The sequence below is a fragment of the Marinobacter halophilus genome (assembly GCF_003007685.1).
Taxonomy (GTDB): domain Bacteria; phylum Pseudomonadota; class Gammaproteobacteria; order Pseudomonadales; family Oleiphilaceae; genus Marinobacter; species Marinobacter halophilus.
In genome coordinates, this window is sequence record NZ_PXNN01000003.1 from 324,662 (window position 1) to 350,927 (window position 26,266).

The following is a 26,266-nucleotide window of genomic DNA, read 5'->3' on the forward strand; positions in this document are numbered from 1 at the left end:
CGTTTGCCGGCTTTTTGTTACTGGCCACCGGCGGGATTGGTTACCCAGGCCCGGGTTTCCATCTGCTCCATGCCACCACCGGCACGAACTCCCCGCACCGGCGCGGCATCCCGGTAATCGAGACCCACCGCCAGTTTGATGTGGCTTTCGGCCACGTTCAGGGTGTTGACCACGTCGAAGGTTTGCCAGTTTTGCCCGATCCAGGCTTCAGCCCAGGCGTGGGTGGCCACGTGGGCGGCGTTCGACGAGTGTATGTAACCACTGACATAGCGGGCAGGCACGCCGATGTGCCGGCAACAGGCCAAAAACATATGGGTGTGATCCTGGCACACGCCCGCTTTTAGTTTGAACGCCTCGCTGGCGGTGTGGGTGACGGTGGTGGCGCCGGGCATGAACTCGACGTGCTCACGCAGGTGTTTCATCAGCCGGATAAGACCGCGCTTGTTGGCTGAGTATTGCACGGCCAGGGCTTTCAGGGCGTTGTCTGCTTCGGTGAGCTGAGTCTGGCGCAGGAAAACCGCTGGCGGGAACGGTGAGTCATCTTTGGTCAGGGGCTTGCCGGTCAGATCGACAATGCCCTCGGCGGTCAGCACGATTTCGTTCACCGCTTTATCGAGCGTCATCACGGTAACCAGATTGCCAAAACCGTCGACCATCTGGCTGGTGTCACCGGGTGATTGCAGGTGCCAGTCGTGGATGCGTTGCTGTGGCGTGTTGCGAGGGGTCAGCCGGATGTACTGGATACTGTCGCTGACCGGTGCTTCATAGCTGTAACGCGTTTCGTGCCGGATATGAAGTCTCATCCCTGCCACCCCATGTAGTCTTTCTGGATCTGGCCGGCGATGTGCTGGATTCGCTCCAGAAAGTCCACCAGATAAATGTGAAGGCCACGCTCGGCAATGTAGTCACGGTTGCCGAAACGTATGTTGGCGTACAGGCTGGACGCCAGCCGCCGTGATTCCTGGGCCTCGCCGCTCTCAACCTGCTCCAGCAGACTGGCAATTTCCCCCAGGCAAACGTGCAACGAGCGCGGAACCGCGGGCTCCAGAATCAGCAGTTCGGCCACGCTCATGGCGTCCAGGTTGTGGCCGTAGGTGTTCTGGTAGGCTTCAAACGCGGCCAGCGAGTGCAGTACGGCGGTCCACTCGAAAAACACCTGGGTGGCGTGCTCCTGCTCGGCTTTCATGGCCATGACGTGGCGAATGTCGAGTACCCGGGCGGTGGTTTCGGCACGCTCGATAAAGGTGCCCAGCCGCAGAAAATGGAAGGCATCGTTCCGCAGCAGGGTGCCGTAAGCCGCCCCTCGGAACAGGTGAGAGCGCTCCCGCACCCAGTCGAACACAGAGCTGGCGTTGGATTCGGTCACACCCCGGTGCTGCAGTTCTCGCATTTCCAGCCAGGCCTGGTTGATGCTTTCCCAGACATCCGATGACAGGTTGCCCCGTACGTGCAGGGCATTATCCCTGGCGTTTTGGATGATGTTGAACACACTGGTCGGATGCCGACTGTCCAGCAGCAGGAAATTGATCAGGTTCTGGGGCGTGATCTCGGTGTAGTAATCGAAGAATATCTCCCGGGTTCCGGATACCAGCAGGGGCACCGAGAGCTGTTCGATGCGATCTTCCGGCACATCGATCAGGGCCATGGTCAGGCTGACATCCAGGAGCCGGGCCTGGCTTTCGGCCCGTTCCAGGTAACGGGCCATCCAGAACAGACTTGACGCGGCGCTGCTTAGCATGGGTCGTCCTCCAGTACCCAGGTGTCTTTGGTGCCGCCGCCCTGAGACGAGTTGACCACCAGCGAGCCTTTTTCGAGGGCGACCCGGGTCAGACCGCCGGGCACCATCTGGATTTTTTTGCCAGACAGCACAAAAGGCCGGAGATCCAGGTGTCGGGGCGCGACGCCTTCCTCGACAAAGGTCGGGCAGGTCGACAGGCTTAGCGTGGGTTGGGCAATGTAGTCCTGGGGCCTGGCCTTGAGCAGGCTGCGGAACAGGTCGAGTTCCTTCTTGCAGGCTTTGGGGCCAATCAGCATGCCGTAGCCGCCGGCGCCCTGGGCCTCTTTGACCACCAGCTCCGGCAGATGCTCCAGCACATACTGGAGATCTTTGGGGTTGCGGCATTGCCAGGTCGGGACGTTTTTCAGGATGGGTTCTTCATCCAGGTAGAACCGGATCATGTCCGGTACATAGGGGTAGATAGATTTGTCGTCGGCCACGCCGTTGCCGACGGCGTTGGTCAGTACCACGTTGCCGGTGCGGTAGGCGGCGTAGAGGCCTGCCACGCCGAGCATGGAATCCGGATTGCCGGCCAGGGGGTCGAGGAAGTCGTCGTCAATCCGCCGGTATATGACGTCCACCTGCTGCGGGCCGGTGGTGGTCTTCATGTACACCTTGTTCTGGGCGACGAACAGATCCGCACCTTCGACCAGTTCAATGCCCATCTGCCGGGCCAGGAAGGCGTGTTCGAAGTAGGCGCTGTTAAAGCGGCCCGGGGTCAGTACCACCACCGTCGGGTCGGGTTTTAATGACGCCGCCCGCAAGGTCTCGCCCAGCAGGTTGGGGTAGTGTTCCACCGGCGCCACGGCGGAGTGGGCAAACAGTTCGGGGAACAGCCGCATCATCATCCGGCGGTTTTCCAGCATGTAGGAAACCCCGCTCGGGCAGCGCAGGTTGTCCTCCAGAACATAGAAATTGCCGTCGCTGTGGCGAATCAGGTCAATCCCGGCGATATGGCAGTACAGATTGCGGGGTAACTTCAGGTTCTGCATGCCCGGCTGGTACTGGGGATTGGCAAACACCTGTTCGGCACTGATCACGCCAGCTTTGACGATGTCGTAATCGTGGTAGATATCGTAAAGGAAGCGGTTCAGGGCCTGGATCCGTTGGCGCAAACCGGTTTGCAGGGTGTGCCAGTCGCTGGCGGAGATCACCCGGGGAATCAGATCGAACGGAATCAGCCGGTCTGCGCCCTGGTCTTCACCATAGACGTTGAAGGTGATGCCCAGCCGCTGGAACAGCACGTTGGCCTCCCGACGTTTCTCAGCGATCAGCTCCTCGTTGGAATTGACCAGCCAGTGCTCCAGCATCCGGCACTGGGGCCGCACTCGGTTGTTCTCATCAAACAGTTCGTCATACAGGCCCTCGGCCGGTGTCTGAATCAGCATTTTGTGGTTCAACTCCTTGAGGCGCGCAGTCCAGAACGGCGCGAAATTAACAAGGTCACTGCAAAACACGGGCCGTGGCCGGCATTACTGCCAATGTAGGCGATGGATTAGCTGCCATGGTCAGCCATGGCAGCGATTTTGAGGTTTATGGGCTGGGCTGGTGAGCTGATGGCGCTGGCGCTATGCACCAAAACAAAGCGGAAGGTTTGGTGGTGGGTAATGCTGGTGCATTTACCAGGTGAGTTCGCCCGAGGATGGCGTGCCGGACTCAATGTCAATAATGGCTTCCTGGCTATCCGACTGGGTTTCAATCAGTTCCCGCAGGCGAATTTCCTGCTCCTGCATGGGCTCGGAAAGATCAATGATGATTTCTACCCGGCGGTTTTTAGCCCGGTTGTCGGATGAGGTATTCGGGACTCGGGGTTCAGTGTCTGCCAGCCCGGTCACCGAAAGCCGGGTGGGCTCGACGTGGTCGAGAGCCAACAAAACATTGGCAACGGCCGCCGCCCTGGCTGCCGACAAATCCCAGTTGCTGTAAAACCGTTCGGTGCGGATGGGGACGTTGTCGGTATGGCCTTCGACGGTCAACCGGCCCGGAATCTCGGCGAGGACCTTCGCCATTTCCAGCAGCAGCCCTTCGAACTCCCAGGTCAGCTGGGCAGAGCCCGATGGGAACGAGCCTTTTTCCTCGACGCGAATCACGATGCGCCGCTGGTCCTGGTTGACGTTGATGCGGCCGTCGGCAATGGCCGGTTCCAGCACCTGCAGAATTTGATCGAGAGTTTCCTGCATTTCGTCCTGAATGGCGGACTCCACCGCGACGTCGGTGGGGCTTTTCAGGGTTTGCAGCTGCGGCTGTTGATCTGTGGTGGTTTGTTTTACTTCGTTGACCACTGTTGGCTCCGGCGGTGCCGGTGAGAACTGATCAAAGATAGGGCTGGTGCCCATGGGAATTTCCAGGGCAGGTACGTCCCGTTGCACCCCGAAAGCCTGGGACAGTTCACCGGCAATCTGCTTGAACTTCTGGGCATCGATTTCAGAGAAGGACAACAGCAGTACGAAGAAGCACATCAGCAGCGACATCAGGTCGGCGAAGGTCACCACCCACGCGGGTATTGCACGTGTTTCTTCTTCCGGTAACTCGTCCATGATTATCCCGCCTCTGCTTCCGCGGTCGCTTCTCCGTTCTTGGCACGCTCTTTCGGGGACAGGTAGCTGGACAGCAGTTGTTCGATAATTCGCGGATTAGTGCCCTCCTGTATCGCCACCAGGGCGTCAATGTAGAGCGACTGCATGCGGGCCTCTTCGGTCATCCGCAGCGACAACTTATCAGCAATCGGCGTGGCAATCATGGTGGCAATCATGGCGCCATAGAGTGTGGTGAGCAGGGCAACCGCCATGGCCGGGCCAATGGATTTTGGGTCTTCCATGTTGGACAACATCTGTACCAGGCCGATCAGGGTGCCGATCATGCCCATGGCGGGTGCGACATCGGCCAGGGCGTTGAATACCTTGGCGCCGGAGCGGTTGTGGTCCAGAGTCATCAGGCGCTCTTTGGACAGCAGTTGTTTGATGGTGTCGGCGGTCTGGCCATCCACCAGCATTTGGATGCCTTTGGCCAGAAACGGAGAGCTGAGCTCTCGATTTTCCAGCCCCAGTACGCCCTCTTTTCGTGCGACCTGGGCGATTTCGACCAGTTCTTCAATGCTGGCCTGGGTTTCGGGCAATTTGAACTTGAACGCTCTGGCGGCCACTTTGAACGCGTCCAGAAATTGGCTGATACTGAACTTGGCCAGCACCACCAACAGGCTCCCGCCGACCACGATCAGCAGTGATGCCGAATTCAGGAACACAACAGGCGACGTGCCCAGAATCACGGCAGATGCGATGAGCATAAGGGCGCCGACAAGGCCGATCAGAGTGGCAAAATCCACAAAAACTCCGGTAATTGCTCAGGGTTGAAGTCAAAGTGCGAGAGAATACCCGCTGATTATTCTTTAATCAATTGTCACGACTCAATTGTTACGACGGCTTGCTGACGTTCCTTCCAGGCGGCATACCGGTGCAGGTCGGATTCCACCAGTTTCAGACAGAGTGCGACTACGCCGGCGTCATCCAGAAAACCGAACATGAAAATGAAGTCAGGGATCAGGTCGATTGGGTTCAGCACGTAGAGCAAGGCGCCGGCGACGGCAGCAATGGATTTCCACGGAATGTCGCGGTAGTCGCCGCGCCAGTAGTCCCGTATTAAAGAAAACATCAAGCGGATGTCTGTGGTAAAGCGCCGTAAATGGCCGCTGCCTTTGACCTTTGCTTCTACCGCTTTCTGGTGCTCCAGTAGATCCTCCAAATCGTCTTTGCGGACGTTTTCCGCTTCGTGCCTCAGTTGTGTTTCAGCAGCTTTTTCCGAAAAGATGGCCATATAGGTATTCCTTGCCGTGTAGATGTCTTGAAGGTAATCAAACTTGGTGGCGTAGTCATCTGTGTTTGTACTGGGTCGGGCAATACGCCCGAATTACCCCTTCGGGCCTTAACCGGGCATGCTTGGTGGTTCGGCCGGTCACGCGTTTGCGCCAGAGCCTGAAGCTGGCAGGTTTCAGCTCCCGGCGCATCAGACTGATCACGTCCTTTTCCCGGAGACCGTAACCGGTTTCGATAGCTTCAAAGGGGGTGCGGTCTTCCCAAGCCATCTCGATGATACGGGACACGTCTTCAGGGGTGAGATCATCAGCCATGTCAGAGCCTCAACCAACAAAAATTCGTTTGGCCAGACCGGCACCTTTGAGCCCCTGAATAGCCAGGGCGGTGACCAGTCCGCCGATCATGGCACCCACCACACCGCAGGTCAGAATGTCCTGGCCGGTCAGGTACAGGCCAGGAATATCGGTTTTCGGCCTCAGCCAGCGCTGCTCGAAACGTTCAGGGGTATGGTCCAGGCCGTACAGTTCACCCTGCTCATACCGGCAAAACCAGGCGGTCGACAGCGGTGTTGAGGTTTCCACATAGTCTACCTTACCGCGCAGCTGGGGCAGCTTGCTGTAAACGACTTCCATCAGCTGGTCGGTGATCCTGGCCTTCAGTGCCTCGTAGTCCTCCCCGCGCTTGCCCCAGGTGGTGCCTTGCCAGGGCTCGAACATCTCCCAGGTGGTGGGTGCGACAACCTCAATGGTCGAGGTGCCGGGCCAGCGGTTCTGGTAGTCCGGATCCTTGGCCGCCGGGAAAGAGATATAGACCACCGGGAACGGTGCGTTGTGCGGGTCTTTCAGGAAGGTTTCCACGTTGTTGTCGTGGTCCGCACTTGGATAGATCCAGAAATTGGTACGGGGCAGGCCCAGTTCAGCCGGGGTGCCCTTCAGGCCCAGGTACAGGCCGATGTGAGGCATCGAGGGGCGGATGTGCTCGCGCTCTTGCGGGTAGCCAATCTGATCGGTGATTTCCGTAGGCAGTAATCGCTCGAAGGTGTTGATCACCCCGGCATTACTGATCACTTTCGGCGCCCGAATTTCCTCGCCGTCGGCCATGCGCACACCCACGGCCTTGCCTTTCTCGATCAGGATGCCGGTGACGTCGGCGTAGGTGAAGACCTCGCCACCGCCGGACTGGATGACCGGAATGATCGTCTTGGCAATCTCGGAGGCCCCGCCCACCGGGTAAAAACCGCCATAAAGGTAATGTTTGGCGATCAGGGCGTGAACCATAAAGCTGGAGTGTTTCGGGGTGACACCACAATCGCCCCACTGGCCGGTGATGGCGCCGATCAGCTCTTCATTGTCCGTCAGCTCGCTCAGTACCTCTAGGGTGGTGCGGTTGAAGCAGTCGGGCAACACCGATTTCAAGCCCCGGCCAATCAATGGGCTGACCAGCGCCGGAGACAGTTTGGACAGGGTGTACCACTGCATACCGCCGGCCACTTTGCCGAGTAGGGCCAGATAACGGTCGATGGCCTCGCCCTCATCGGGGAACGAGGCCAGCAGGGAATGCCGCAGGCCTTCTTTACCGGCACGCAAGTTGACGACCTTGTCGCCGAGGAAGAAACGGTCGTAGTTTTCATCCATCGGCGCCCAATCAAGCTTGCCGTCGGTGATGTAATCGAACAGTCGACGGCCGAGGGTGTGGCGCGCGCCCATGTCGCCGATGTAGTGCACACCCACATCCCATTCGTAGCCGTTGCGGGCGTAACTGTGGGTGTAGCCACCAGCGGTATAGTGCTGCTCCAGCACCAGCACCTTCTTGCCGGCTTTGGACAGGCAGGCGGCCGTCGTCAGGCCGCCGATGCCGGAGCCGATCACGATGGCATCGTAAGGGCTTTTCAATCGGTTAGCCCGGTAGCGGGTGCCGATTCGAAGGGTGCTTGGTTTCAGTGCTCTTGCGGTTGCTTCCTTTACCACCACGTTTTCCCCCACATATGCGGATTGGCCCAGTTGTCGGGATTATTCCATGCCCGTTTGTGGTTGTAAGTATCCAGATTATAGGTATACAGCGTGAGTGCGCCGTTCTCGCTTTCAAGCTCTGCGTGACGTTGAAAGCCCAACCCAAGGAAATCCGTAAAGCCCCAGGCGGGTGTTTGCGGCGCGAGCACGGCGATCTGACGGGCGCCATAGTTGCGCAGTTGGCCCAGCAACAAGGCACCCTCGCCAAAAGGCAGGTGTTCCAGGGTGTCGGTGATCAGGACAAGGTCCGGCACCTGGTCCGGCGGCATGTGGGCATTCGGATCGGTGGTATCCAGCGTCATCAGTTGCTGGCCCTGGCCCGCCTGCTGTTGCCAGACGGCGGCGACCTGCTTTGCGGTCTGGCCGCAACAGAGCAGGGTTGCCGGCTGGCTGGTATCAATGATCCGGGCCAGAACTCTGGCGGGGGTGTCAATGGGTGTGGTCATAGAATGGGCCAGTCTGCTGCGTCTACGGTATGCAGGCCAACCGGCTGCCCGGACTTGCCCTGCCATCGTTGTACAAAGAGACCTTCAGGGTCGTACTGTTGCGCCTGCTTGTCCAGATTGAATTGTCGCAGCCCTCGGGGGTCGGCGCCAACGCCCGCCAGGTACTGCCAGTTGCCGTAGTTGCTGGCGACGTCGTAATCCACCAGTTGCTGCTCAAACCAGGCGGCGCCATAACGCCAGTCCAGGCCCAGTTCGTTGATGAAGCAGCTGGCCACCAGTTGCCGGCCCCGGTTGCTCATATATCCCGTTTCCCGCAGCTGGTTCATGGCCGCGTTCACAATCGGGTATTCGGTGTTGCCCTGACACCAGGCCTTGAACCGATGCGCGTAGAAAGTGCTGTGACGGTGCTTGCGCTGAACGCCATCCCGTCGGAACAGGTGGGCGCCGTGCTTCAGGGCGTACCAGTAGAAGTACTCGCGCCAGAGTAACTCGAACCAGAGCCAGTAGGTGGACTCGTTTTTGGTCTCACTGGCTTCGTATTCGCTGATGGTTTCTGCCGCTTCCCGCACCGACAGACAGCCATTGGCCAGCCAGGGTGAAAATTTCGAAGAGGCATCCCAGCTGTCCAGGGCGTTGCGGGTATCCTTGTAACGGTCAATGCCGTGATTGCCATACAGAAACTCATTGAGGCGCTCCAGCCCGGCTGCTTCGCCACCCATAAAGGGTAAATGATGCATGGGCTTGACGATAGGCGGGCACTCGCCCCGGTTGTCTTCTGGAAAGCCCGGAGGCGGCGGCAAGGCGGTAAGGGTGCGAATTCTCAGCCGCTCGGAACAGCGTTCACCGGTCCTTTCGACTTGTTTACGGAATTGCGAAAAGGTGTCCGGCAGATCCTCCAGGGCCATGGGCAGGGAGCCTTCGGTAAACAGGCTCAGGGTTTCGATCTGCTGAAAAAGGGTGTTTGGCAGCTTGTCCTTGATCGCCTGCCACTGGCCGGATTCCTGGGTTCCCGGCAGACGGGAACGAACAACCCGGGCAACACGATGAGCGTGCACTAGCTGCGGGATCACCGTTTCTGGCTTGCCAAAGGCAATGTGCAATCGCTGCCCCAGGGGGCGCAAGCTACGCTCCAGGGACATCAGGCTCTGCCACATGAACCGCCAGCGATGATCCCCCATGGCCTTGCTCTGCAACGGCCCCGGGGCAAACCAGCGGGGGTCAACGACATACACGCATAACAACATGTCTGATTTCGACGCGGCCAGCAGGGCTGCGTTGTCATGCAAGCGAAGATCCCGTGTAAACCAGTAAAGCGTGTGCAACGTAAATACTCCCAGAACTTTTGTTCACTTGTTACATACGCTGCAGATCCAGAAAAGTTTTTAAGCGAAGTGATAGAAGGTTAGTGCGTTTCGAAAAGTTGTAGCCATAGAACAGGATGTCAGTGGTCTATCTAACAAAATCTGTTGCAGAGAATGTCCATGTTCCTGACCAATAAAAGAAAATCTGAGATGGTTGAGTGCCAGCAGCGCACTGATCGGTGCGAAGCCATTCAAGACGCTATCACAAGTGCCATGGCAACCATCGAGTTCACTCCCGACGGCCTGATTCTTGAAGCCAATGATCTGTTTCTTGAGGTGATCGGTTACCACCGGGATGAGGTGGTGGGCAAGCACCACAGCCTGTTCTGTGACCTTGAATACACCAACTCACCGGAGTACAGAACCTTCTGGGATGTCCTGCGAAGTGGTCGCACACACTCAGGAACCTTTCCCCGGCGTAGTAAAAAGGGTGAAAAAATCTGGCTTGAAGCGACCTATTTTCCAGTGAAAAATCGTCAGGGCGAAGTCGAGCGCGTGATGAAAATTGGCACGGATGTGACCCAAGAGCATGGTCGCATGCGTGATCATGAGGCTGCGTTCGAAGCCATCAATCGTTCCATGGCAACGATCGAATTCAAACCCGATGGCACCATTATCAGAGCCAACCAGAATTTTCTGGATGCCGTGGGGTACAGGCTGGAAGACATTCAGGGCAGGCACCACCGAATTTTCTGTGAAGATTCCTTTTACCGGGAATACCCTGACTTCTGGGAGTCTCTATCCAGGGGCGAGTTGAAGAATGGGCAATTCCAGCGCCGGAGATCAAATGGCACGGATCTTTGGCTGGAGGCCACCTACAACCCGGTTTTTGATGAACAGGGCCGGGTTGAAAAGGTTATCAAGTTTGCCAGTGACATTACCCCGCGGGTGGAAAAAGCGATTCAGACCCAGGACGCTGCGGGTGTTGCCTCGACGACGGCAATTCAAACCGTAGCCATTGCCGGGCGCGCGCGCGAGGCTCTCCAGCACTCCCGATCTACCTCCGAACAGATTGAGGAAGGTGTCGGCAAGGCGAAGTCGATCATTGCCGAGTTAAACGAACGTTCTCAGAGCATTGAGAAAATGGTGGATACGATTGCTGCTGTCGCTGATCAAACCAATCTGCTGGCGCTGAACGCCGCCATCGAGGCCGCTCGTGCCGGAGAACATGGCCGGGGCTTCGCGGTGGTGGCAGATGAGGTTCGGAAGCTGGCGGCGAATACTGGCGCGGCCACTCAGGAGATAGCGGACGTTATTCACGCGATTCTGGGGTTGTCCGGAGGTGTTGAGAATCAGATCGGTAAGGTGCTGGAGAAAGCGGTTGAAGGTCGGAGGCAGGTGGCTGAGGTAGAGAGCATCGTGGCCGAGATTCAGGACGGCGCAGGTGACGTGCTGGGGGCAATCGACGAAATTGGCCGTTGATCCTGATCCGCAACGTCGCCCGTTCAGGCGGCGTTGCGGGAGATTGAAGCAACTACGGAGGTCCTACAAATCCTGGGCGGTGGGCCGCAGAATGATCTCATTGATATCAACGTCCGCAGGCTGTTCGATGGCATAGACAATGGCCCGGGCCACGGCATCGGCATCAATCGCCACTTCGTAGAGATCCTCCGCTGCCTTCTTGGCGTCTGGATCGGTGATGGTGCTGGTGAGCTCAGTTGCTACGGCACCCGGCGAGATGTTGGTGCTACGAATCTCGTCACCGGCTTCCATACGCAGTCCTTCTGACAGAGCCTTGACCGCGTATTTGGTGGCGCAGTAAACGGCGGCGCCTGGAAAGACTTTGTGGCCGGCGACAGACGATAAGTTGATGACGTGCCCGCTGTGTTGTTCGCGCATGGTCGGCAACACGGCAGCGATGCCATACATCACGCCCTTGATGTTGACGTCCACCATCTGTTCCCACTCATCGACCTTCAGGGCGTCGAGCGGCGCCAGCGGCATCAGGCCGGCGTTGTTGATCAGGACATCGATCCGGCCGAACGTGTCTTTTGCTGCGGACGCGAGGGCTTCCACCTGGGCGCGGTCAGTCACGTCGGTAACCTGCCAGATTACCTCAGCGCCTTTGGATTTCAGATCCTCAGTCAGAGCTTTCAGACGATCTTCCCGGCGGGCCGCAAGCACCAGCTTAGCACCCCGGTTGGCCAGACGGCGGGCAGTGGCTTCACCGAGACCACTGCTGGCGCCGGTAATAATCACGACTTTGCTATTGATCGGGTCGTTAGTGTTGCTCATGGTGTATCTCCTTTGGCAATGAAAGCGCTGTTCAGGCGCTTTTTTCGAGTTCTTTCAGCGTCGGATAGTCGGTGTAACCGTGTTCGTCACCGCCATAGAAAGTGCTGTCGTCCCACTCGTTCAGGGGCGCGTTCTGGCGGAAGCGCTCCGGCAGATCCGGGTTGGCGATGAACGGGCGGCCGAAGGTTACCAAGTCGCAGCGGCCCTCACGGATGCGCTGACGTGCCTCGTCGGCGGTGTAGGCACCGTTGGCAATGTAGGTACCCTTGAAGCCGGCCCGGATGGCGTCGATGACGTCTTCCGGGCGGCCGTTGGCGTGGTTGCCCTGGAAGGAATCCTCCACCACCTCGAGGTAGCCAATGCCGAGGTCGTTCAAGTGCCGGGCGAAGGTGCCGAAGGTCTCGATCGGGTTGTTGTCGTCCATGGCGTTGAAGCTGCCGGTGGGGCTGACGCGGACGCCGACCCTGTCCTTACCCCAGACGGCGATAACCGCTTCGATTACCATCAGCGGCAGGCGCAGGCGGTTTTCCACCGAGCCACCGTATTCGTCGGTGCGCTGGTTGCTGCCGCTCTTGATGAACTGGTCCAGCAGATAGCCGTTGGCGGCATGAACTTCAACGCCGTCAAAGCCGGCTTGCTTGGCGTTCAGTGCGCCCTGGCGGTATTGCTCGACGATATCGGCCATTTCCGCGGTTTCCAGGGCCCGGGGCTCCGGAATATCCACCATGCCGGAATCGGCGCTGATAAAGGTCTTGGCGCCTTCGGGCTTGATGGCAGAGGGCGCAACGGGCTTGTCACCATTCGGTTGCAGCTCCGGATGGGAAATTCGGCCCACGTGCCACAACTGCATATGAATCCTGCCGCCGGCAATGTGCACCGCACCGGTTACCTTCTTCCAGCCTGCTACCTGATCCGGCGAATGAATGCCCGGGGTGAAGGCATAGCCCTTGCCCTGCGGCGACACCTGAGTGGCTTCACTGAGGATCAGGCCAGCGCTCGCCCGCTGCTGGTAGTAACGGACGTTCATATCGTTGGGGATATCCCCGGGCTGGCTTGAGCGGGATCGCGTCAATGGCGACATCAGCACCCGATTGGGCAGGGTCAGTTTGCCCAGGTTGCAGGGTTGAAACAGCGGATCGTTCTGGTTGCTCATAAGAGATCCTTTTAAAGTAAGAATTAAATGAATTAATTAGACCAGTCTACTAGTTGCCGATCCAAAAAAATTTCAGCCGATATCCAGGCACTGTTTGAAAAAGATTCGCACAAACCGTTCCATGGGCTCTGTGGACTTGAGAACCTTGGAGCGAAGGATGGCGCCTTCCCAACCGGACAGCAGAAAACTGGCGGCGTCCGCCGGGTCGATATCAATACTGACGTCCCCGGCCTGCTGGGCGTCACGAAAGCACTTCTCGAAACGTTTTTCCCAACTGGCAAACACCGTGTTCAGGCGTTGCCGGAAGGCCTCATTCTGTCCCGACAGCTCTTGGCCCAGGTTGCCGATCAGGCAGCCCCTGGTGTACTCGCAGCGGGTGATGGTTTCAAAACCGGTGTCGAAGTAAGCTCGCAGGCGGTCGACGCAAGGGCGGCTGGTGTCGTTGAGAATCCGATCCAGTTTGGCGTCGTACTCCTCCGCGAAGGTATCAATGACGGCCAGACCGAAATCGTGCTTGCTGCTAAAGTAGTGATAGAACGACCCTTTGGGTACGCCGGCCGCCGTCAGCACGGCGTTAATGCCTGTCGCGCCAAAGCCTTTATGGCCGATCAGGTCTGCGCCGGTGCGAATAATATGAATGCGGGTGTCGTTCGATGTCATGTTTGCTATAGTAGACCAGTCGTCTAGATCCCGTCAAACAACCGGAATCCGCAATAGCCGAGATTACCAATCGATCCCGAGGAGCCTGCCAGTGATTAAATCCCGTGCCGCGGTGGCATTTGAAGCCAACAAGCCGCTGGAAATCGTTGAAGTTGATGTTGCCCCGCCACAAGACGGTGAAGTTCTGGTGCGTATCGTTGCCACCGGTGTCTGCCACACCGACGCCTACACTCTCTCGGGTGCCGATCCCGAAGGCCTGTTCCCGACCATCCTGGGCCATGAAGGCGGCGGTATTGTCGAAGCTGTCGGCCCGGGTGTGAAGGACCTGGAAGTGGGCGACCACGTGATTCCGCTATATACCGCTGAATGCGGCAAGTGCAAATTCTGCACTTCCGGCAAGACCAATCTGTGCGGCGCCGTGCGCGCTACTCAGGGCAAGGGCGTGATGCCAGACGGCACATCCCGGTTCTCATACAAGGGCGAGCCAATTTACCACTATATGGGCTGCTCCACTTTCTCGGAATACACCGTGCTGCCGGAAATCTCCCTGGCCAAGATCCCCAAGGAAGCTCCGTTGGACAAGGTCTGCCTGCTGGGCTGTGGCGTTACCACCGGTATCGGTGCCGTGCTGAATACGGCAAAGGTTGAAGAAGGTGCCACCGTGGCTATTTTCGGGCTCGGCGGTATTGGTCTGGCCGCCATCATTGGCGCGACCATGGCCAAGGCCAGCCGCATCATTGCCGTCGACATTAATCCGGGCAAGTTCGACATTGCCAGACAACTGGGCGCCACCGATGTGGTTAACCCTAACGATTACGACAAACCGATCCAGGAAGTGATTGTCGAGATGACCGATGGCGGCGTCGACTACTCGTTTGAATGCATCGGTAACGTCAAGGTGATGCGCGCGGCTCTGGAGTGCTGTCACAAGGGTTGGGGCGAATCCGTCATCATTGGCGTGGCCGGTGCCGGCGAAGAAATCAGCACCCGTCCGTTCCAGCTGGTGACCGGTCGGGTCTGGCGCGGTTCCGCCTTTGGCGGCGTAAAGGGCCGTACCGAGCTGCCGTCCTACGTGGAAAAAGCCAAAACTGGCGAGATTCCGCTGGATGTGTTCATTACCCACGAAATGCCGTTGGAGGACATCAACAAAGCCTTTGATCTGATGCATGAAGGCAAAAGCATCAGGACGGTTATTCACTTCTGAGGGTTGCTGGTCGGGCCTGCCGGAGCCGGTAGCGCCCGATCAGCGGTCGGTGAGCTTGAGCTCTATCCGCCGGTTTCTGCTCAGCGCTTCGGCTGAGGTGCCTTCCGTCACCGGGAAGAACTCACCAAAACCGGCCGCCACCATCCGCCGTTCAGGCACGCCCTGCACGGCAAGGTAGCGGACCACGGCCACCGCCCGGGCGGTGGACAATTCCCAGTTTGACGGAAATTGCGGCGTGTTGATCGGGATGATGTCGGTGTGGCCATCGATTCGCAGAATCCAGTCAATATCGTCCGGAATTCGCTCAACCACATCCAGCAGCACGCCGGCGAGCTTATCCAGTTCGCCTTGGCCAGCCTCACCGAGCTGCGCCGAACCGGATGCAAACAGCAACTCCGAGGGCAACAGAAAACGGTCCCCCACCACCCGGATGTTTTCGTTACTGGCCAGAATGTTCCGGAGCCTGGCAAAGAATTCTGACTGGTACTGCTGAAGTTGGCTGACTCGTTCGGCCAGCAGGGTGTTCAGCCGTTGGCTGACGTTGGCCAACTCTTCTTCTTTCTCTGACGTCATCTGTTCCTGCAGCTCCAGCGCCGAGGCAATCTGTCTCAACTGCTCGCGCAGTGAGGCAATCTGGTTGGACAGCTGCAGGATCATGGTCTGCTGGCTGGCGGACATTTCATTGTTATCGTCGATGGTTTGTTCCATGCTGGCCAGCCGCTCGGCCCGAGCTTCGGCTGTGGCGGTTTGCTGCATCAGTTGCTCACGGGTGGCTTCAAGCCGGTTTACCAGTTCGTCGTTCTGGTTCAGGCTGGTGCTGTAGTCGTCCTGGAGGCTGACCATATTATTCTCCAGGGCCTCCGTCTTGCTTTGCTCCAGACCCAGTAATTGCGACAACTCATTTAGCTGTGTGTTCAGGCGTGCCAGCTGGCTATCGCGGTCAGACAGGGTCTGGGACAGATACAACTGGCTCACGACGTACACCAGGAGCATGAAAATAACCAGCATCAACAGTGCCGACAGGGCATCGACATAGCCAGGCCAGACATTGATGGTGCTTCGGCTGCGACGCCTGGACCCGATCATGACAGGTCTTTCCCGCCATCAACCCGGTCAACCAGATTGGTCACGCCGGTCAGCCACTCTTCCAGCCCGTCGTAGAAGCGGTTCTGGGCATGACCGGCCTGAATGTCGAGGAAACCGAGAATCAGCGAGCCGCCGAGGCCCAGCAGGGAGGAGCTGAACGCGGTGCCCATGCCTTCAAGAGGTGTGAGCAGGCCTTCCTGCAGTTCTGCAAACACGGTGCCGAAGTCTTGCTGGCTCATGTCCAGGCCGGTAATTACCTGGCCCACCGAATTGATGGTGCCCAGCAGGCCCCAGAAAGTTCCCAATAGCCCGAGAAAAACCAGCAGACTGATGAAATAGCGGGTGATTTCCCGCTGCTCATCCATTCGGGAGTGAATACCGTCGAGCACGGTACGTAAGGACAATGTAGAAAGAGTAAACCGGTCGCGCTTGGTGTCTTCGCCCAGTTGCCGTGCCAACGGCTTCAGCAAACGTGGCTCCTGAACGACTGACAGCCCGGTATGACCGGTACGGAACTGGGCAATCCATTTCAGCTCCGGGAACAACACAAACACCTGACGGTAGGTCAGGCCAATGCCGATGATCAGAACACTGAGAATCAGGAGGTTGAAGACCCAGTTGGCCATAAAGGCCGAGATCAGGGGTTTGTGGATCAGGGCGCCGACAATAATGACCACGCCGAGGAAAAGCGTCATCCAGAAAAGCGTGTGTTTGGGGTTGCTCATAGCGATGGCCAATCTTTTGAGATAGTCCTCAAAACGTTAGCACAGATAGACGATAAATTTGGGGTCAGATGAAATTTTCATCTGACCCCAACTTCCTGGCCCAGACTCAACCGATCAGCCTTACTGCAGGGCCTGCACCACGGCTTTGGCCGCGCCCTCGGAAGACGCCGGGTTCTGGCCGGTAATCAGCTTGCCATCCACCACAATGTGCGGAGCCCAGTCGTCACCGCAACTGTAGCGGCCGTTATTTTCCTTAAGCATGTCTTCCAGCAGGAAGGGCACGATGTTGGTAAGCTGCACCGCTTCTTCCTCGGTGTTGGTAAAACCGGTCACGTTGCGACCGCCAACGATATTCTGGTCTGGCTTGACGAACACGTTCTTGAACACCGCCGGGGCGTGGCACACGGCACCAATGATCTTGTCCTGCTCATAGGCGGTCTTGATCAGTGCAATGCTCTTGTCATCGTTAACCAGGTCCCACAGTGGCCCGTGGCCGCCCGGATAAAAAATGGCGTCAAACTGGTTCATATCCACATCCGCCAGCTTTTTGGTGCTGGCCAGCATTTCTTTGGCGTGAGCGTCTGCCATGAACCGACGGGTGGAGTCGGTCAGTGCATCGTCCACTTCGCTGTTCGGATCGACCGGTGGTTGCCCGCCTTTCGGGGACGCAATGGTGATGTCGGCACCAGCATCTTTGAAGACGAAAAACGGCGCGGTGAATTCCTCCAGCCAGAAGCCGGTCTTGTGGCCCGTATCGCCCATCTGGTCGTGGGAAGTGAGTACCATTAGAATTTTCATATCAGTCGATCCTCCTGTCGGGAATCGGGAATGTTTTTAGCGCTTCATATAAAGATGTTGTGGCGATCGAGCTATATTTCAACAGGAGTTACGGCTGGTGCAGCGTCATGGGTGCCGGGTATGTTTATACTGATCCGACTAACCATTCGAATAAACAGGGCTTTGAGCTGATATGACCGCTAATAAGATGCGAGCTACATGACCCCGGAACACAATGATTTATGGTTTTTGCCGCTTGGCGGCACCGGTGAGATCGGGATGAACCTCAACCTGTATGGCCATGATGGCCAATGGTTGATGGTGGATTGTGGCGTTACCTTCCCAAAGCCGGGCCGGGTTTCCGCCGATGGCACGGTGCATCATCGGGGCGAGCCGCCGGTCCAGATGGCAGATCCCGCTTTTATTGTCGACCGACGGGACCAGTTGGCCGGAATGATCATTACTCACGCTCATGAAGATCATGTCGGTGCCGTGCCTTACCTGTGGCCGCTGCTGCAATGCCCCATCTATACCAGCCGGTTTACCGCGGAAATCCTGCGCCGCAAACTGGCGGAATTTGATCTGCTGCATCGGGTGCCGATCATTGAGGTAGACACCGGCGAGCGCCGGCAGATAGGGTCTTTTAATGTGCAGTGGCTGGCCCTGACCCACTCCATTCCTGACCCCAATGCCTTGATGATTCGCACCCCGGTCGGCCATATCTTTCACAGTGGTGACTGGAAGCTGGATGACCAGCCTCTGGTGGGGCATGGTTACTCGGTCTCCACCTTTACTGATCTGGCGGAGGAAGGTGTGGATGCCATGGTGTGCGATTCCACCAACGCCAACGTGCCCGGCCACTCGTTGTCGGAAGCCGCTTTGCACCAAGGGTTGCTGGATTTGATCGGTTCGGCCAAGGGCCGGGTGGTGGTGACTTGCTTTGGCAGCAATATAGCCCGCTTGCATACCCTGGCGATGATCGCCCGGGAGACCGGCCGTTATATGGGCCTGCTCGGCCGTTCGCTGGTCAATATGAGCGGGGCCGCCAAGGCTGCGGGGCTGTGGCCCGGGTCGGACAAACTGATCAGCCCCTCGCATCTTGGCTATCTGCCGCGCCACGATGTGCTGGCGGTGGCCACCGGCAGCCAGGGCGAGCCCAGAACGGCCTTGCGCCGACTGGCCCAGGGCAGCCATCCGGATTTTGAACTGGAGGCCGGCGACACGGTGATTTTCAGTGCCCGGGCGATACCCGGCAACGAAGAGTCTATTGATGCGCTGATCGCTCAGTTACGTAACCTCGGGGTGATCGTGATTACCGCCGAGCAGGCTGGCGCGCCCATTCATGCCTCGGGGCACCCGGCGCAGGACGAACTGAAGGCCATGTACCAGTGGGTTCGCCCCAGGATTTCGATTCCGGTTCACGGCGAAGCCGAGCATATGCGGGTGCATGGGGAGCTGGCCAAAGCCACCGGCGTGCCCAGGGCCATGGTGGGGCGTAACGGTGATTTGTTTATGGTAAAGCCGATACCGGGTATCCGCCGCCAGCTGGTTGCAACCGGGCGATTGGGTTGGCAGAAACAGGCGTTAGTGTGCGTTGAGTGAGGATTGGCAGAGGAACTTGGCAAGTTTGATATGGTCATTGCACCAGTCTGTTGGTGAGGTAAAAGGATTGATATGACAACCATTCGATTGTGGGATTTGCCGGTCAGACTGTTCCACTGGTTACTGGTGCTGGCGGTGACCGGATCCCTCGTGACGATCAAAGTTGGCGGGGATTGGATGGCCTGGCACGAGCGCTTTGGCCTGATGGTGATCGGCCTGCTGTCTTTTCGCATCGTCTGGGGCTTTCTGGGGTCCAGCTACGCAAAATTCAGCCAGTTTGTGCGCGGTCCCGGCGCTATTGTTGACTACCTCAAAGGGCGCTGGCAGGGGGTTGGCCATAACCCGCTGGGCGCCCTGTCGGTGCTGGCGCTGATCGGTTTGTTCGGGGCTCAGGCGGTCTCTGGCCTGTTTGCCAACGATGAAGTCGCCTTCTATGGCCCGCTGTATCCGCTGATTTCATCCGATCTGAGCGGTACTCTGAGTGGATGGCATCGACAGACCGAATGGTACCTGTACGGCCTGGTCGCTTTGCATGTGGCGGCAGTGTTGTTCTATATCCTGATCAAAAAAGACGAGCTGGTGACGCCGATGATCACCGGTAAAAAGCATGTGAGGACAGGTCAGGCGGGGGATGCAAAAGGTGGCGGTGCGCTGGCGTTTGTGATGTCGCTGGTACTGGCGATGGTGGTAGTCTGGGCTGCCAGCGGTGAGTTGATTTCACCACCGCCGGCACCCGAGCCAGCACCCCAGGATCTGGGGTGGTAGGGCCGTCGCACTGATCAGTCAGCCCGGAAGCTGTCGTGGCAAGCCTTGCAGGTTTCGCCGACGGCACTGAACTGTCGTGCCAGCGCGGCCCGGTCACCAGACGCAGCAACTTCCTGCAGTTTGTTGGCCTCACGGCCAAAGTTCATGCCCACTTCCCTGGCCTTTTCCGGCTGCTGGAAGAACTCCGGCTTCAGACGAGTGTCATCGGCTTTGTCCATGGTTGAGTCCGGGCTGAAGAGCGCACCCATACCGGAATTGGCAACAGCGGCAATGGCATTGGCTGCGGCTTTCATCTGGTCCGCATTGAACTCAACGCCGCCATCAACAGCCTGCGCTTTGATCTTGCCCATGTTCCACGACATGAACTGATAGGCTGCTTTGCGAGCTTCAATCTGGTCTTCGACGCTCAGTTGCGCGGCGGCGGGCATCGCGAAAGCGGCTGTCAGCAGTGCAGCGCTCAATAAACCGGTTTTATTCATTTCAGGTCCCTCTCGTTTGGTCGGATTGGTTCTGTTGCCAATATGCTCTATAAAGGCATGGTTATGAGCATCCTACCTGTATAGACTCTTTGCAGACAGTCACCACAGACTAAAGTTCAACCCGGAGATTTTCCACTATGTCGATCTGGACCGTTAGCCCCAACCTCGAGCAAATGACTGAAGCCAGCAAGAACACCGCTGTCAGTCACATGGGTATTGAATATCTCGAAATCGGTGACGATTACGTAACTGGCCGCATGCCAGTTGATTCGCGCACGGTTCAGCCTTTCGGCATTCTGCACGGCGGATCCTCAGTGTTGCTGGCAGAAACTCTGGGCAGCATGGCCGCCAATTGCTGCCTGAAAGATAAAGGCACTGTAGCGGTTGGGCTCGACATCAACGCCAACCACATTCGTCCGGTCACCGGCGGCTGGGTTTACGCCACTGCCAGGCCTCAACATATCGGGGGCACAACCCAGGTCTGGGAAATCCGTTTGGAGAATGAGCAAGGTAAACTGACCTGCATTTCACGGCTGACTATGGCGGTAACCAAGCGTCCCGGATAACCCGTCTTTGACTAAAAATCGCCAGGATGACGCTGACGATGAGGGTAGTTATCACCACGGTAGGCCCCGTTGGCAGATCCTGCCAGGCAGACGCGAGCAATCCGAGACCATGTCCTGCCAGGCAAACCAGAATCGCCAACACAACGCCGGTGCCACACAAGTATGTGAGTAGCAAGGGTGCCGCGATCAGTGAGGTGAACACCACGTAGATACCGGCGAGTTCTACGGTCAGGGTGATCGCCACCGCAAATAACGGTAAAAACAACCGGTCGGCCCAGCGTTCAGGCAGCCGAAATTGCCACCACAGCATACTGACGGCCAATGCGGCCAGGGGCCAAAGGTTCAGTGCTGTGGTCCAGAGAAGATCGCCATCCAGAGTGGTGGTCAGTCGCTGGGCGCCATGGGGGTCATTACTGACGAGCAGGGTGGCCGCGCTGGCACCGACTGCATAGAGCAAGCCAATCATCGCCTCTCGATGCCTGACCATGGACCGCAACACCAGACTGACGGCTGACACGGCGGTCAGTGCCAGAAGCAGGCTGCCCACCAGTCTGGCCAGTTGGCCGGCGTCGGGAAACACATTGCCCGCCAGCAAAATACCCAGTGCTGCCCATTGCGCAATGGCTAGATCGGCAAACACCATACCTCTGGCCAGAACGTGGTGGCCGAGGGGCACCAGCGCTATGGAGATCAAGGCGCTGGCCGCGACCGCTGGCCACAGCCAGCCCCAGTCAGTCCACATTGCGCGGTGCCTGATGAGTCAGCAGGGCGTCGACCAGCAATCCGATAATGTTCTGCAGGCTTTGCTGGCCGGGTTTGCCAGTGACCGTAGCGGGCATGACAACCTTGGGAACGCCGGACTGGTTGGCAAGCCAGGTCGCCGGCCGATCATCTTGATAGGATGCCACCAGGATCAAGGCAGCGTCAGACAGCAGAGGCGTCGCCAGTACGTCGCGCAGATGTCGGCTGCTGGGTGGCAGGCCGGGTTTGGGTTCCAGATCGGCGACCACAGCCACGTTCAGCCACCGTAACAAGTAATCGAAGGTGGAGTGTTGCGTGACCACGATCATGCCTTCGAGCTGCTCGGCCGCTGCCCGCCAGGTTTGTCGTTGCAGATTCCACTCACCGCGCCAGCGCAGATAGCGTTGCTGGATAATGCCGCTCTGGTCCGGTGCCAGTGCGCTCAAACGAGTCGCCAGTGCCTGGGTAATCCTGGGCACCGCATCGGGAGATAGTTGCAGGTGTGGGTCCCCCTCTGGGTGGACATCCCCCATGCTGCGATCAACATGCTCATGGCTCTGATGCAGAGGGGTATGATCAGCGGCGAAGAACAAGCCGTCACTGCCCGGTTTGATGTGGCGGTTAGCGGCCCGTGAGATCAGCGACGGCAGCCAGCCGGCCTCCAGTGAGGCCCCGGTGCAAACGGCGAGGTCAGCGTTGCGCATGGCTGATATCAGGCTGGGGCGGGCCTCAATGTAGTGAGGGTCCTGCCAGGCGGTGGTCGCGGTGGTGATCTTGGCATCAGGCAACAGCACCGCCACCAGGCTGGCCCATTCCGGTTCGCAGGCAAACACGTTAAGGCTGGCGCTGACCTGCGTACTGGCGATTGCCAGTAGCCAGCCGAACGCCAGGGCAAGGGCGCGAGGCTTAGAAGTCATGGGTACCGTGAGCTCCGAAGGTCATCACGTATTGCAGGGTGACAGTGTTATCGGCGTCATCAAAATCGTGTGCGCTCTGGTGCGTGTATTGCAGACGCAGTGTGGAAAAGTGGGAACGGGACCAGGCCAGCATCACATCGGTTTCTTTTAACTGCTGATCGTGGAAGTGATCGCCATGGGCTTCTTTCAGGTCGACCCGGCCATAACGGGCGCCGACGGACCACTGCGGGGTAAAGCGGTATACCGCGGAGGCATACCAGCCCTGATGGTAATCCGAGGAGTGGGCATGCTCATTCAGCTCGTCGGCATAGAGGTATTCACCGCTCAGGGTCAGTTGCTGCTGACGTATGTTGCCATTCGGTGACCATTTCCAGACCAGATCTGCGATGTACAGGTTTTCTCCTGTGTAGGCAGCTGCATGGCCATGGCCGTGATCGTCGTCGTGGCCATGATCATGATCGTCTTCGTGCTCGCCGTGGAGCTGGCGGTTGCGCAAATACGACAGCCCTGCCTGCCAGCTTTGGGCGGCGCTGATGTCACCCCCGAAACGGGTGTTGATGGTGTATACGCCGATGTCTTCATCACCTTCGGTCAGTTGATTGCCATTGAAGGCCTCGACGCCGACTTGCCAGTAAAACGGTGTTGGCATCAGCAGATTGACCCGCAGGCCATCGTCGAAATAGTGGCTGCCCAGGAGTGCCCGGTAGGCTGCGGGGCGTTCAACAAAGTCGTCTTCATGCATATGACGGCTGTTCAGGTAGCCCACCTGTGACAGGAATCGGCCGCCACGAATACTGAGGTTCCAGGGCATGCCGGTGGTCTGCAGGTAGGCGTCTTCCAGCACCAACTCGGTTTCGCCGTGTTCCTCCTCGAGCACCGCCGTCAGGCGGCCAGCAAACAGATCGTCGATGGGTGCCGACAACGTCAGTTCGGTGTGGCCCAGGCCAAAGCCTTCGTCCCGGTGCGACAGAGCGGTGGCGTTTTGTTTGTAATAGCCATCCAGCACCACGCTGATGTCGGGGTTCATTTCGTTGGCTTGTGCCGATGCAAACGGTACCAGCAAGGTTGAGAGTACGCCGGCGTGAAGGCGGGTAAAGCGCATAGAATATCCTCTTATGATTAATGTTATAACGTTACGTAAATTGCTTAAGATGAAAGCCAATCGAGGCCGATGATCAGCCTGGGGGAGCCATTTGGCGACGGCGATCGATGCACCAGGCCTTTGCCTTCGTTACCCTCCCAGGCTTCCCCTTTGAGCAGAGCAACGGCATTTGTGGGGATTTGCCGTACTTGCGCCGGTTGAGCCGATTGTTTGGGAAGCGGCCCGCCATCGGTCGGGCGAGTCACCAGGGACTCAGGCAGCCACTCGGTTCCTGGTCCCCGATAGGTGCAGAGCAGGCGCACCGGCACCCGGTCAACGTGGAAACGGGGGCACATTGTCTGTTGCAGAACGTGAATTCGCAGGCCAACGGCTTCAGGTTCAAAAAGGCATTGGTACATGTCAACCAGCTGGTCGACATCGTCAATCCAGTGATTAGCGCCTTCGATGGCGAGGACCCAGGAGGGTAAGGCAAGCGCAGCGCTTTGGCCGATTTCCAGTCTGGTGAAACGTTCAAGGTTCCCGGCTTTTACGCAGAACTCGTTGATAAAAGACTGCCAGCAAGAGCTTAAGTTGCGTTGCCAGACGGCCAGGTTGACGTCGTTGCGAAGTATTTCGGTCAGGCACTCGGCGTGATTGCCAAGGGGCGTGACGGAGCTGAGTGGATGGTCATTTAGCTGTGTCATTAGAAAAACCTGGCGTAAAGGCAGAAGTAACAGTTTGGGCAAGATGTTATGTTATAACATTCAATTTGTGAAGGGTTCTGACTGGCAAAGCCGATTTAATCGCGCCGATTTTCTGCTTATTGCCACCAGGTGATGAATGCTTGAGATACGTCAAAAAACAGAGCACAGCGTTATCGGGTCAAGTGCTATACTTTTCCTGTTAGTTGATTTTCTCATTTAGTTGAGCCTAAACAATTGCGAATATTCGGAGTCTCTTTGTCTGTGAGCCTGTGGTGGCCTGTGGTTGTCATGCGGTGTACGCAGGTCGTGGCCATAACCCTGTTCGCCAGTCTCCCGGTGCTGGCCGATACCCGAAGCGGTTTTGCCTGCGATACGTTGGTGGTCAGTGGTAATCCGGAATATCCACCCTTACTCTGGGTCTCGGATCGGACACCCAAGCTGTTGACAGGAGCGGTTGAAGCCTTTCTTCGTGAAATTGTTGGACCGTTGGGGGTTACGGTGCAGGTGCAGAATAAGGGCTCCTGGGCCCGGGTTCAGCGGTTGGCGCAGCTGGGCGAGATCGATCTGGTGGCCGGAGCATTTATCACTTCTGAGCGCATCGGCTATATGGATTATGTATTGCCACCAATGACGCACCTACCAACCAACGTCTGGGTGCCAAAGGCGCGGCCTTTCGAGTATCGCCACTGGCCGGACCTGAAGGGTCGGCAGGGTAGCACTCTGATTAATAACAGTTTCGGCCAACGTTTTGACCAGTACGCGAAAGACAATCTCGCCATCGAAGGTGTCCGGACCATCGAGCAGTCATTTCTGATGGCTCAGGCCGACCGGGTGGACTATGTGCTTTATGAGCAGTTGCAGGGGCAGGTAAAGCTTGAGCGCCTGGGCATTGCCGACGAGTTCGTGGCGCTGGCGCCTCCGGTCAGTAGAGAGGGTTTGTTTTTTGCTTTTTCGAAGCGGTCGGTGTGTAATTCTATGGCATTCAGAGAAGCGTTTATGAAGCAGTTATCGGCACTTGATGATCAGGGGCGACTGCAGGAGTTGATCGAAGAGTACACCAGCTATTATACCGATGTCGTCCGGTAAGCTTCTGTCAGTCAACGTTTTTTACTTCCAGGTTCGCCTGGCCCCGGCCCAGATCCTTGGCTCGGTATAACGCCCGGTCAGCCCGCTTTAACAGGTCTTCCAGGCGCTGATCATCGGCTGCCCGAAGGGTGATACCAAAACTGGCGCTGGGGCGGATAGCGTGGCCCTGATGGTGAACGGTCAAGGCCTTGAGCAACTTCAAAAACCGTTCAGTCGTTTCGAGAGCTTGGTCTGCGTCGGTCTCCGGCAGCAGCAGGGCAAATTCTTCTCCGCCCATTCTGGCGACGATATCGGATTTACGAATCCGGTCCCGAATCAGTGCCGATACCTGGCGAAGGACTTCGTCACCGGCGTCGTGACCAAAGGTATCGTTAATCTTTTTGAAGAGATCCAGGTCCATCATGATCAGCGCCAAAGGATGGTTATGCCGGCGCGCCTGGCTCAATAATGGGTTGCCAAATTCAAAGAAAGCCCGGCGATTGTGCAGTCTGGTCAACTCGTCAGAAAGCGCAGCCGTGCGAGCTTCTTCATGCGCTGCGTGCAGCTCCAGTTCCATCTGCTTTCGATCGGTAATGTCGGTCGCAATCTCGAGCCTTACCAGGCGACCATCCGTCCAGCGAATGGCTTGATCCCGGCATTGATACCATCGTTGATCAAGCTGGTTCTGGAATTCCCAAACATGCGGCGGGTTCGGCTTGTCGTTTTCATCGGCGAGCAAATGATTGGTGCAAAAACTGCAAGGACCCTCACTGTCTTGAAGTATTTGCCAGCATTTCCGACCATCCGGCTGGCCCCAGACTCGTCGGCCATAGGCGTTCATGTACAGCAGTTCATGTGTTTTGAAATCGGACACGTATACCAGAGCGTCCAGATTATCGAGCACGGCTTGAAGCCCAGCCGCCGTAGTTGGTGTGGGTGCCGCCGCCGGGTCTGGTTGAGCCGGCAGGTTGATGAAGTGGATAGCTTGTTTCATGGAAATCTTTTGGTTGGTCTGTTTCGGTCGATAATTACATCATTATGACGTTTTTCCGGTCGCTTTGTCTCTCTGAACTGACGTTGTTAGTGGCCCGTTTATGGGGTTGC

Annotated in this window: 27 protein-coding genes and 2 pseudogenes; 7 read left to right on the forward strand and 22 right to left on the reverse strand. The window is 57.7% G+C overall.

The window, feature by feature from the left end; all coding sequences use genetic code 11:
* Window positions 1-17 precede the first annotated feature (17 nt).
* The 10 genes from C7H08_RS01445 to C7H08_RS01490 all read right to left on the reverse strand — a co-directional run bounded on the left by C7H08_RS01445 (window position 18) and on the right by C7H08_RS01490 (window position 9,363).
* Window positions 18-803 (reverse strand): transglutaminase family protein, encoded by a 786-nt coding sequence (locus C7H08_RS01445; RefSeq protein ID WP_106669980.1) that lies wholly within the window; start codon window positions 801-803, stop codon window positions 18-20.
* The gene (locus C7H08_RS01450; protein WP_106669981.1) at window positions 800-1,738 is read right to left on the reverse strand and encodes an alpha-E domain-containing protein; all 939 of its coding nucleotides are present in this window, start codon (window positions 1,736-1,738) and stop codon (window positions 800-802) included. The genes C7H08_RS01445 and C7H08_RS01450 overlap by 4 nt, the downstream gene beginning before the upstream one ends.
* Window positions 1,732-3,165 carry a circularly permuted type 2 ATP-grasp protein gene (locus C7H08_RS01455; RefSeq protein WP_106669982.1) on the reverse strand — a complete coding sequence of 478 codons (1,434 nt, stop codon included), beginning with the start codon at window positions 3,163-3,165 and terminating at the stop codon, window positions 1,732-1,734. Before C7H08_RS01455 ends, C7H08_RS01450 begins: the two co-directional genes overlap by 7 nt.
* A 231-nt stretch (window positions 3,166-3,396) precedes the next feature.
* Entirely contained in the window at window positions 3,397-4,314 is a 918-nt protein-coding gene (locus tag C7H08_RS01460) for a flagellar motor protein MotB (protein ID WP_106669983.1), read from the reverse strand.
* Window positions 4,315-4,316: 2 nt separating this feature from the next.
* Window positions 4,317-5,099, reverse strand: coding sequence for a flagellar motor protein PomA (pomA, locus tag C7H08_RS01465; RefSeq protein ID WP_106669984.1), 783 nt, complete (start codon window positions 5,097-5,099; stop codon window positions 4,317-4,319).
* A 74-nt stretch (window positions 5,100-5,173) separates the two neighbouring features.
* Window positions 5,174-5,587, reverse strand: coding sequence for a YkvA family protein (locus C7H08_RS01470; protein ID WP_106669985.1), 414 nt, complete (start codon window positions 5,585-5,587; stop codon window positions 5,174-5,176).
* A gap of 55 nt (window positions 5,588-5,642) precedes the next feature.
* The gene (locus C7H08_RS01475) at window positions 5,643-5,900 is read right to left on the reverse strand and encodes a TIGR03643 family protein (protein WP_106669986.1); all 258 of its coding nucleotides are present in this window, start codon (window positions 5,898-5,900) and stop codon (window positions 5,643-5,645) included.
* Window positions 5,901-5,909: 9 nt separating this feature from the next.
* Window positions 5,910-7,553: a phytoene desaturase family protein gene (locus C7H08_RS01480; RefSeq protein WP_227663210.1), complete on the reverse strand. Its 1,644-nt coding sequence runs from the start codon at window positions 7,551-7,553 to the stop codon at window positions 5,910-5,912.
* On the reverse strand, window positions 7,547-8,041 hold the full coding sequence (locus C7H08_RS01485) for a DUF6231 family protein (protein ID WP_106669988.1): 495 nt from the start codon (window positions 8,039-8,041) through the stop codon (window positions 7,547-7,549). Before C7H08_RS01485 ends, C7H08_RS01480 begins: the two co-directional genes overlap by 7 nt.
* The gene (locus tag C7H08_RS01490) at window positions 8,038-9,363 is read right to left on the reverse strand and encodes a DASH family cryptochrome (protein WP_106669989.1); all 1,326 of its coding nucleotides are present in this window, start codon (window positions 9,361-9,363) and stop codon (window positions 8,038-8,040) included. Before C7H08_RS01490 ends, C7H08_RS01485 begins: the two co-directional genes overlap by 4 nt.
* Window positions 9,364-9,552: 189 nt before the next feature.
* On the opposite strand from C7H08_RS01490, the pseudogene C7H08_RS18510 reads away from it, so the two are divergent.
* Together C7H08_RS18510 and C7H08_RS18515 are read left to right on the forward strand one after the other, a co-directional pair.
* Window positions 9,553-10,284: pseudogene (locus tag C7H08_RS18510) on the forward strand (PAS domain-containing protein); the annotation flags it as partial.
* Between the two features lie 162 nt (window positions 10,285-10,446).
* Window positions 10,447-10,824: pseudogene (locus C7H08_RS18515) on the forward strand (methyl-accepting chemotaxis protein); the annotation flags it as partial.
* A gap of 63 nt (window positions 10,825-10,887) precedes the next feature.
* Here C7H08_RS18515 and C7H08_RS01500 read toward each other — a convergent pair.
* From C7H08_RS01500 to C7H08_RS01510, 3 genes are all read right to left on the reverse strand, one after another.
* A complete protein-coding gene (locus C7H08_RS01500; protein ID WP_106669991.1) occupies window positions 10,888-11,637 on the reverse strand; it encodes an SDR family oxidoreductase in 750 nt (249 codons plus the stop codon).
* 31 nt (window positions 11,638-11,668) lie between these two features.
* Window positions 11,669-12,790 (reverse strand): alkene reductase, encoded by a 1,122-nt coding sequence (locus C7H08_RS01505; protein WP_106669992.1) that lies wholly within the window; start codon window positions 12,788-12,790, stop codon window positions 11,669-11,671.
* Window positions 12,791-12,862: 72 nt separating this feature from the next.
* The gene (locus C7H08_RS01510) at window positions 12,863-13,450 is read right to left on the reverse strand and encodes a TetR/AcrR family transcriptional regulator (RefSeq protein WP_106669993.1); all 588 of its coding nucleotides are present in this window, start codon (window positions 13,448-13,450) and stop codon (window positions 12,863-12,865) included.
* 91 nt (window positions 13,451-13,541) lie between these two features.
* On the opposite strand from C7H08_RS01510, the gene C7H08_RS01515 reads away from it, so the two are divergent.
* On the forward strand, window positions 13,542-14,654 hold the full coding sequence (locus C7H08_RS01515) for an S-(hydroxymethyl)glutathione dehydrogenase/class III alcohol dehydrogenase (RefSeq protein WP_106669994.1): 1,113 nt from the start codon (window positions 13,542-13,544) through the stop codon (window positions 14,652-14,654).
* 39 nt (window positions 14,655-14,693) lie between these two features.
* On the opposite strand, the gene C7H08_RS01520 is transcribed toward C7H08_RS01515, so the two are convergent.
* From C7H08_RS01520 to C7H08_RS01530, 3 genes are all read right to left on the reverse strand, one after another.
* Window positions 14,694-15,740, reverse strand: coding sequence for a peptidoglycan -binding protein (locus C7H08_RS01520; protein WP_106669995.1), 1,047 nt, complete (start codon window positions 15,738-15,740; stop codon window positions 14,694-14,696).
* Window positions 15,737-16,465, reverse strand: a complete 729-nt coding sequence (locus C7H08_RS01525; RefSeq protein WP_106669996.1) for a MotA/TolQ/ExbB proton channel family protein — start codon at window positions 16,463-16,465, stop codon at window positions 15,737-15,739. The genes C7H08_RS01520 and C7H08_RS01525 overlap by 4 nt, the downstream gene beginning before the upstream one ends.
* Window positions 16,466-16,585: 120 nt before the next feature.
* On the reverse strand, window positions 16,586-17,263 hold the full coding sequence (locus C7H08_RS01530; protein WP_106669997.1) for a type 1 glutamine amidotransferase domain-containing protein: 678 nt from the start codon (window positions 17,261-17,263) through the stop codon (window positions 16,586-16,588).
* Window positions 17,264-17,461: 198 nt separating this feature from the next.
* Between C7H08_RS01530 and C7H08_RS01535 the strand changes: the two genes are divergently transcribed.
* Both C7H08_RS01535 and C7H08_RS01540 read left to right on the forward strand, forming a co-directional pair.
* Window positions 17,462-18,844 (forward strand): ribonuclease J, encoded by a 1,383-nt coding sequence (locus C7H08_RS01535; RefSeq protein ID WP_106669998.1) that lies wholly within the window; start codon window positions 17,462-17,464, stop codon window positions 18,842-18,844.
* A 72-nt stretch (window positions 18,845-18,916) separates the two neighbouring features.
* Complete coding sequence (locus C7H08_RS01540; protein WP_106669999.1) at window positions 18,917-19,609, forward strand: cytochrome b/b6 domain-containing protein; 693 nt, start codon at window positions 18,917-18,919, stop codon at window positions 19,607-19,609.
* Between the two features lie 14 nt (window positions 19,610-19,623).
* On the opposite strand, the gene C7H08_RS01545 is transcribed toward C7H08_RS01540, so the two are convergent.
* A complete protein-coding gene (locus tag C7H08_RS01545; protein ID WP_106670000.1) occupies window positions 19,624-20,088 on the reverse strand; it encodes a c-type cytochrome in 465 nt (154 codons plus the stop codon).
* Window positions 20,089-20,225: 137 nt separating this feature from the next.
* Between C7H08_RS01545 and C7H08_RS01550 the strand changes: the two genes are divergently transcribed.
* Window positions 20,226-20,654: a hotdog fold thioesterase gene (locus C7H08_RS01550; RefSeq protein ID WP_106670001.1), complete on the forward strand. Its 429-nt coding sequence runs from the start codon at window positions 20,226-20,228 to the stop codon at window positions 20,652-20,654.
* On the opposite strand, the gene C7H08_RS01555 is transcribed toward C7H08_RS01550, so the two are convergent.
* Genes C7H08_RS01555 through C7H08_RS01570 form a run of 4 tightly spaced genes read right to left on the reverse strand, consistent with a single transcriptional unit; the run spans window position 20,626 to window position 24,097 of the window.
* Window positions 20,626-21,396 carry a metal ABC transporter permease gene (locus tag C7H08_RS01555; protein WP_106670002.1) on the reverse strand — a complete coding sequence of 257 codons (771 nt, stop codon included), beginning with the start codon at window positions 21,394-21,396 and terminating at the stop codon, window positions 20,626-20,628. The two genes, C7H08_RS01550 and C7H08_RS01555, sit on opposite strands and share 29 nt — an antisense overlap.
* Window positions 21,386-22,312 carry a metal ABC transporter solute-binding protein, Zn/Mn family gene (locus C7H08_RS01560; protein ID WP_106670003.1) on the reverse strand — a complete coding sequence of 309 codons (927 nt, stop codon included), beginning with the start codon at window positions 22,310-22,312 and terminating at the stop codon, window positions 21,386-21,388. The genes C7H08_RS01555 and C7H08_RS01560 overlap by 11 nt, the downstream gene beginning before the upstream one ends.
* The gene (locus C7H08_RS01565) at window positions 22,302-23,414 is read right to left on the reverse strand and encodes a porin (protein ID WP_227663211.1); all 1,113 of its coding nucleotides are present in this window, start codon (window positions 23,412-23,414) and stop codon (window positions 22,302-22,304) included. Before C7H08_RS01565 ends, C7H08_RS01560 begins: the two co-directional genes overlap by 11 nt.
* Before the next feature lie 44 nt (window positions 23,415-23,458).
* On the reverse strand, window positions 23,459-24,097 hold the full coding sequence (locus C7H08_RS01570; RefSeq protein WP_106670004.1) for a DUF1826 domain-containing protein: 639 nt from the start codon (window positions 24,095-24,097) through the stop codon (window positions 23,459-23,461).
* 306 nt (window positions 24,098-24,403) lie between these two features.
* On the opposite strand from C7H08_RS01570, the gene C7H08_RS01575 reads away from it, so the two are divergent.
* On the forward strand, window positions 24,404-25,183 hold the full coding sequence (locus tag C7H08_RS01575) for a substrate-binding periplasmic protein (protein ID WP_227663212.1): 780 nt from the start codon (window positions 24,404-24,406) through the stop codon (window positions 25,181-25,183).
* 7 nt (window positions 25,184-25,190) lie between these two features.
* On the opposite strand, the gene C7H08_RS01580 is transcribed toward C7H08_RS01575, so the two are convergent.
* A complete protein-coding gene (locus tag C7H08_RS01580) occupies window positions 25,191-26,156 on the reverse strand; it encodes a sensor domain-containing diguanylate cyclase (protein ID WP_106670006.1) in 966 nt (321 codons plus the stop codon).
* Window positions 26,157-26,266 lie beyond the last annotated feature (110 nt).

Coding starts and splice junctions, on each gene's coding strand:
- C7H08_RS01445 (WP_106669980.1), bottom strand. CDS start 803: ATGAGACTTCATATCCGGCACGAAACGCGTTACAGCTATGAAGCACCG.
- C7H08_RS01450 (WP_106669981.1), bottom strand. CDS start 1,738: ATGCTAAGCAGCGCCGCGTCAAGTCTGTTCTGGATGGCCCGTTACCTG.
- C7H08_RS01455 (WP_106669982.1), bottom strand. CDS start 3,165: ATGCTGATTCAGACACCGGCCGAGGGCCTGTATGACGAACTGTTTGAT.
- C7H08_RS01460 (WP_106669983.1), bottom strand. CDS start 4,314: ATGGACGAGTTACCGGAAGAAGAAACACGTGCAATACCCGCGTGGGTG.
- C7H08_RS01470 (WP_106669985.1), bottom strand. CDS start 5,587: ATGGCCATCTTTTCGGAAAAAGCTGCTGAAACACAACTGAGGCACGAA.
- C7H08_RS01475 (WP_106669986.1), bottom strand. CDS start 5,900: ATGGCTGATGATCTCACCCCTGAAGACGTGTCCCGTATCATCGAGATG.
- C7H08_RS01485 (WP_106669988.1), bottom strand. CDS start 8,041: ATGACCACACCCATTGACACCCCCGCCAGAGTTCTGGCCCGGATCATT.
- C7H08_RS01500 (WP_106669991.1), bottom strand. CDS start 11,637: ATGAGCAACACTAACGACCCGATCAATAGCAAAGTCGTGATTATTACC.
- C7H08_RS01505 (WP_106669992.1), bottom strand. CDS start 12,790: ATGAGCAACCAGAACGATCCGCTGTTTCAACCCTGCAACCTGGGCAAA.
- C7H08_RS01510 (WP_106669993.1), bottom strand. CDS start 13,450: ATGACATCGAACGACACCCGCATTCATATTATTCGCACCGGCGCAGAC.
- C7H08_RS01520 (WP_106669995.1), bottom strand. CDS start 15,740: ATGATCGGGTCCAGGCGTCGCAGCCGAAGCACCATCAATGTCTGGCCT.
- C7H08_RS01525 (WP_106669996.1), bottom strand. CDS start 16,465: ATGAGCAACCCCAAACACACGCTTTTCTGGATGACGCTTTTCCTCGGC.
- C7H08_RS01530 (WP_106669997.1), bottom strand. CDS start 17,263: ATGAAAATTCTAATGGTACTCACTTCCCACGACCAGATGGGCGATACG.
- C7H08_RS01535 (WP_106669998.1), top strand. CDS start 17,462: ATGACCCCGGAACACAATGATTTATGGTTTTTGCCGCTTGGCGGCACC.
- C7H08_RS01540 (WP_106669999.1), top strand. CDS start 18,917: ATGACAACCATTCGATTGTGGGATTTGCCGGTCAGACTGTTCCACTGG.
- C7H08_RS01545 (WP_106670000.1), bottom strand. CDS start 20,088: ATGAATAAAACCGGTTTATTGAGCGCTGCACTGCTGACAGCCGCTTTC.
- C7H08_RS01550 (WP_106670001.1), top strand. CDS start 20,226: ATGTCGATCTGGACCGTTAGCCCCAACCTCGAGCAAATGACTGAAGCC.
- C7H08_RS01555 (WP_106670002.1), bottom strand. CDS start 21,396: ATGTGGACTGACTGGGGCTGGCTGTGGCCAGCGGTCGCGGCCAGCGCC.
- C7H08_RS01560 (WP_106670003.1), bottom strand. CDS start 22,312: ATGACTTCTAAGCCTCGCGCCCTTGCCCTGGCGTTCGGCTGGCTACTG.
- C7H08_RS01565 (WP_227663211.1), bottom strand. CDS start 23,414: ATGCGCTTTACCCGCCTTCACGCCGGCGTACTCTCAACCTTGCTGGTA.
- C7H08_RS01570 (WP_106670004.1), bottom strand. CDS start 24,097: ATGACACAGCTAAATGACCATCCACTCAGCTCCGTCACGCCCCTTGGC.
- C7H08_RS01580 (WP_106670006.1), bottom strand. CDS start 26,156: ATGAAACAAGCTATCCACTTCATCAACCTGCCGGCTCAACCAGACCCG.